At 57.7% G+C, this 239-nt stretch carries 1 pseudogene; it reads left to right on the top strand.

The window, feature by feature from the left end:
• Positions 1 to 210, top strand: a pseudogene (locus H7T88_RS28520) (hypothetical protein); the annotation flags it as partial.
• Between the last annotated feature and the right edge of the window lie 29 nt (positions 211 to 239).

The following is a 239-nucleotide window of genomic DNA, read 5'->3' as shown; positions in this document are numbered from 1 at the left end:
GGCGCAAGCATTACGGGAGCAACGGGGGCCACTGGCGTAGGGTTAAGTGGCATCGTGGCGTTTGATCCAGCAGTAGCCCCGACATATCCAGCCAGTCAAGTGGTAACGTTCAATGGTAGCACGTATATCACGAATGTGGCTTCCCCAACGGGCACGCCAGGCACCTCGCCGGATTATACGTTGATTGCAAGTGCAGGGGCACAGGTGTAACTGGTGCGACCGGTATTGCCGGAGAGACC

The sequence above is a fragment of the Paenibacillus cucumis (ex Kampfer et al. 2016) genome (assembly GCF_019748695.1).
Classification (GTDB): domain Bacteria; phylum Bacillota; class Bacilli; order Paenibacillales; family Paenibacillaceae; genus Paenibacillus; species Paenibacillus polysaccharolyticus.
Note: the sequence above shows the minus strand (reverse complement) of the source record. Positions and strands in the feature narration are given on the sequence as shown.